Consider the following 4,733-nt stretch of genomic DNA (forward strand, 5'->3'; position numbering starts at 1 on the left):
ACCCGCAGGTAATCCGGATGATACCGCACGCCGAATCGCCGACGAATCAACTCGGTCACACGCCGAGCCGTCCAAAGATCGGTGCGAAAGCCGTGGGCGGTTGGCTTCTCCGCCAGCCATCCAAGGACTTGGTGTTCCTGCTCCGGCGTCAAGAACCGGGGGCGCCCCGGTGTCGGTTTCGCCGCCAATCCGGCGTCGCCTTCCTGCCGGTGCCGGGCCATCCACTTGGCGACCGTCACCGGATGGACCTCAATAAAGTCAGCAACGGCCACTTGGGTCCAGCCATCCTGCAATTTCTTAATGGCAAGCTTCCGCCGCGCTTCCAATTCGGAAGCAGTTCCTTTGCTTCGCATGAGAAATCAATTACCACAAACAACTCCGCATTCAATAGCTTTGCTTACCTCCGAAGCAGTAGACCGCCCGTGACAGGGCGATCAACTGGGCCGGGATGTCTGCTTTGGAGCCGGTCACACCCGGATCGCGGCGATGCACATCCTGTTGGTTTGGATCAGTGCCCGCTTGCCCGACCCACCCTGCTCGTCTATCGTCCAGTCATGTCGCCCGCCCCTCAAGACATCGCCAACTTCGCCGCCCGTAAAGCCTTCATCGACCGGCAGATCGCGAAGTCTGAGGCGGCTTGCACCTTGGTCGTGTCCATCCTCGGCTATGGATGGACGCCCACCGGACGCCATTCCCTTGTCAGCCACGACGACGAAGACATAGCCTGGAAGCAGGGTGGCACCATGAAGGTGTCGGCGGTTGTTTACAACGCGACGAAGGACGGGGAGAAGAGGCATGTCGACGTCATTGACGGGGTTGCCAATCAATTCAGGAGTCTGGAAGAAAGCTTGGGCTACATGAGGAAACTGTAATGTGGTGAGCCAAATGTTCGCAATGAGGTTCTCGTATATTTGACCTTGCAAACAATTTGACACAAGTAGAAGGATACTATCGATGCGAAAGTTTCTCGGCATCCTTGTCTTGATTGCCGTGATCAGTGTGGGAACGGCCATCGCTCAGAAACCGAAGACGCCTGCGGCCGGCCCCGCCGTCGCCGAAAAAATTCTTGATGCTTCGGAAGCGCCGGCCGAAGCCCCGCTCAAGCCCCTCAAGGAACTGGCAAAGTTTAAGCTGTCGAACGTCCGTCTGGAGGTTCCGGCACCGGGACAGCAGGCGCTTCTCAAAGTGCGATACGAGCTGTTGACGGCCGGGGATCTCCCCAACCCGGTCCTCGTCCTCCGCACCGCAGATGGCAAACAGCGTTTCATCGGCGCGCGATTGTTCGGCCGCGATGTCCTGAAGGACAAAAGCGGCGACATTACCCTGGGCCTGGGATACGCCCGAATCGGGGAGAACACCAAGGAGTTGGAAGCCTATCTCGCGTTCACCGACCGGCGGTGGGAGGACGAAGAACTTCGACCCACGTTCAAAGTCTCGAACTCGGCGGTCATGGGCGACCTTGGCCGTGACTTGCAGTATGCCCGCGAGTGGACGCCGGAGGAGACCAAGAAGCTGAATAACCCGCCGCCGACCGGCCCGGCCTTGAATGCCAATAACAACATTGGCAAGGACACGAAGTTCGTCGGGTTGGTGGAGAAGCTGACACCTTCGTTACGTTTCGCCTCCCCCAAGAAGACGCCGGTGGTCGGATTCCACTACACCCTCGGCACCTTTGAGCCGGTAAAAGGATTGAAGGCCGGGTGCATCGTCCACCTGACCCCCAGTTTCGACCAGCGGCAACCGAGCTTCGGGCAAAAGATGGAGATGGCAAAACCGGGATACGCGGTCGGGGCGGTGAACGTGAAGACGAACAGCACGGTGACCGCCATCCAGGTGGTTTACATGAAGATCATGCCGAACGGAACCATCAACGCCAAAGACAGCTACACAGGCGATTGGGTTGGTGAACCGGGGCCGAACGACAAGGAAGAGACATTGACCGGAAACGGACGCAAGGTCATCGGGACCCACGTGCGGCACTTCGGCCGGGTCTACGCGCTCGCTCTTGTGTTGGAGTGAATCAGATCGGTCGCCTAACATGAGAGGTCGAAACTAGCTTCACAAGTGCTCTGGCTGATTTCCTCGCCTTCTCAATCGGGGTCGACAAAAGGTCTGTCCGTTCACCAGGCAAATCTCTCAGTTGCCCAAGCAACCCGTTTCGTCTTTGTCGAGTCCGTCCTTGGCGGCGGACGGGGGCTGCCTGGGTGCTTGTCGTTGGGGATTGCGAGGAACAATTCTGTCAGATCATGCGGATTGCCCTCGACCGAATGCCACCGACTATGCTTCTTCTCTTTCTCGGCATTAACGCCCCTGAAACGCACCGCTTGAAATTGCCCGCCGCCCCGCGTTTCGGCCCGGGATTTGCACAAAATTGTCTTCGGGGTATCGCCGCATGGTGCGGTGTCTGCCTGTCACAACCTCACCATGCCGCCATCATGATCCCGTCTGTCCTCGCCGCCATTGCCCCCGATGTCTTGCCCAACCGCCGCCCCGCCCGGTTCTTCGGATGCGGCTTTGAGGTGCCCCTGCCACGCTTCGACCACGTCGATCAAGTCCTCCTTGACCGCATTTACCAGGCGGTTCACGGCCTTCCCCTCCGCTGGCGGGAAACGGAGGGAAGTCGGGACCTCGCCGCCATGGAAGATCTCATCCGCCAGACCGCCGGACCGGCCCTGCTGGCCGACGCACTACAACTCGGCCGGAAAACGACGGCGGCCGGACTGGAAGACGAGGCGATCCGCAAGGCGACCCATGACATTCGCAGCGGCGGCCTGACCGTTCTGATGGGGGTTGCCCAGATGCTCGCGGTCTCCCCGGGTGACGAGGACCTGGTCCGCATGGCTGTGGATGCCGCCCGCGATCATGCCAAAATCATGCGAAACCTTCTGCCGGACATCGACCCGGCCGCCCGAGCGGACGACGAGAAGGCCAAGGCCCACGGCATCGCCCACTTCGCTGACAAGTGGTCAGGCTGCGCGGTTCGCCAGGGGGAAAGGGAGGCGGTGGTGGAGGTCCGGAACACATTTGGAGGAGACATCTCGGCCCGGTGCCTGGAAACGTCAAGCATCGACCGGGTCGTGTATAACTATGTGAACAACGCCGTTCGGTTCGCCGCCGACGGCCGCGTGATCTTGTGGATCTTCCCGGTGGGCACAGACTTGGTCCGGTGGGTGGTGCAAAACCGGGTGGATTCGGACCAGGCCGCGTTCCTCGCGTCGGCGGCCCCTGACCCCGCGAGACTGTTCGCCGGGGGCGTGACACGGGGTGGACACGGAGTCGGCCTGGCCAACTGCGCCGAGATCATTGCCGCCTGCTTCGGCCTTGACAGCCCCGCCGAGGCCGTGACCGGGGGATACTTGGGCGCCGCTATGGACGGGCCGGAATACCTATGTTGGTTCCACTGGCCGGCGATAGCCGCATAATGCAGTCTCAACCGGGTGACGGACGCCCTAAAAAGGATCGACAGTCGCCGTGGGATCGCCTGGTCCATCCCCGACCGAACGCGAAGCACCTCAAGCCGCAGGCAGCGTTGAGACAAACCTCACCGCCCGCCCGATCCAGTCGTCCAGTTGAACGTCGCTTTCGACCCCTTCCGGCTCGACCCGCACCCACCCCTCAACGGCTTCCCGGTGATGTCGAACGGATTGGCGTATCGATCTCGCAGGGTATATTCGTACTCCTCACGCCCCACCCGGACGACAAGCCGGTGCCGCCAGACACCCGCGACCACGTTTCCCCGGAGGAGAAATCTGGCGCAGCCGAATAGCTTCTTTTCCGTCACGCCCTCCAGCGAGGCCAGGCGGTCACGGACGTGGTCCACTAGATTGTTGTCAATTGCCATCGCCGTCCGGCTGGAAAGAACTTCGCACTTTCAATCTTACCCGACTCGCTTGCCCGAGCCACTTGAGCCGTGTGCCGTCCTCGGATGTCGTCCGCACCCAAACCCCAGGACCACACCAACTTTGCGGTCCGTAAAGTCATCAGTGACCGACAAATCACGGACTTCCATGCTGCCCGCACCTAGGTCGAATTCGTCCTCGGCTGTGGATGGGTTCCCACTGCCGAATGGCATAAAGCCTAACGATTGCACAAGTATATTTTTTTCGCTTGGCCTTGTTAAACCCTTGGTTTGCTCGGCCGAAAAAATTCGCGTATCAAATCCCAAGCTTGCGGCAGATGAAATATAGCGGCCGAGTTGGGACGCCAGGAGGACACCGTGACCGACTTGATGGGAAACCTTCGCCGTGCCTTGCAACGGGACGGACCTCGCGACGGCGAACTGCTCGACCGGTTCATCGAGCGTCGCGACGATGAAGCCCTCGCCGCCCTCATCAGGCGGCACGGTCCGATGGTCTGGGGCGTCTGCCGCCGTTTTCTCGATCATCATGACGCCGAGGATGCCTTCCAGGCCACCTTCATCGTTCTCGCCCGCAAGGCATCAACCGTCAAGCCGCGAGCCTTGGTGGCAAACTGGCTGTACGGGGTTGCCCGCCAGACGGCATTGCACGCCCGGCGAACCGTCACCCGCCGACAGGCGAGGGAAGTGTCGGTGGAGCAAGTGCCCGAGCCCGAGGCCTTGCGGCCCGGCCAGGAAGCCGACTTGCGGACTGTGCTGGACGCGGAGTTGAGCCGCCTGCCAGACATTTACCGGTCCGTGATCGTGCTGTGCGACCTGGACGGCCGGACCCGCCGGGACGCCGCCCGCGAACTCGGCGTGCCGGAGGGGACCGTGG

The 4,733-nt window shown here is 61.1% G+C and carries 6 protein-coding genes; 4 read left to right on the forward strand and 2 right to left on the reverse strand.

Annotated elements, in window-relative coordinates; genetic code table 11:
- Positions 1–353 (reverse strand): helix-turn-helix domain-containing protein (locus BGIM_RS65065; RefSeq protein ID WP_020473652.1); only part of this gene is annotated, 353 nt, incomplete at its 3' end.
- A 201-nt stretch (positions 354–554) separates the two neighbouring features.
- Here BGIM_RS65065 and BGIM_RS66095 point away from each other — a divergent pair.
- From BGIM_RS66095 to BGIM_RS0131515, 3 genes are all read left to right on the forward strand, one after another.
- On the forward strand, positions 555–872 hold the full coding sequence (locus BGIM_RS66095) for a hypothetical protein (protein ID WP_020473653.1): 318 nt from the start codon (positions 555–557) through the stop codon (positions 870–872).
- A gap of 82 nt (positions 873–954) precedes the next feature.
- A complete protein-coding gene (locus BGIM_RS0131510; RefSeq protein WP_020473654.1) occupies positions 955–2,019 on the forward strand; it encodes a hypothetical protein in 1,065 nt (354 codons plus the stop codon).
- Positions 2,020–2,435: 416 nt separating this feature from the next.
- The gene (locus tag BGIM_RS0131515; protein WP_040891012.1) at positions 2,436–3,422 is read left to right on the forward strand and encodes an ATP-binding protein; all 987 of its coding nucleotides are present in this window, start codon (positions 2,436–2,438) and stop codon (positions 3,420–3,422) included.
- A gap of 119 nt (positions 3,423–3,541) precedes the next feature.
- Here the strand turns inward: BGIM_RS0131515 and BGIM_RS53355 are convergent, their stop codons facing one another.
- A complete protein-coding gene (locus BGIM_RS53355) occupies positions 3,542–3,841 on the reverse strand; it encodes a TfoX/Sxy family protein (protein WP_238537758.1) in 300 nt (99 codons plus the stop codon).
- 375 nt (positions 3,842–4,216) lie between these two features.
- Between BGIM_RS53355 and BGIM_RS66100 the strand changes: the two genes are divergently transcribed.
- Positions 4,217–4,733, forward strand: a 517-nt coding sequence (locus BGIM_RS66100; RefSeq protein WP_193789026.1) for an RNA polymerase sigma factor, incomplete at its 3' end; no start/stop codon positions are given.

Origin of the sequence: Zavarzinella formosa DSM 19928 (assembly GCF_000255705.1) — a bacterium.
Taxonomy (GTDB): Bacteria; Planctomycetota; Planctomycetia; order Gemmatales; family Gemmataceae; genus Zavarzinella; species Zavarzinella formosa.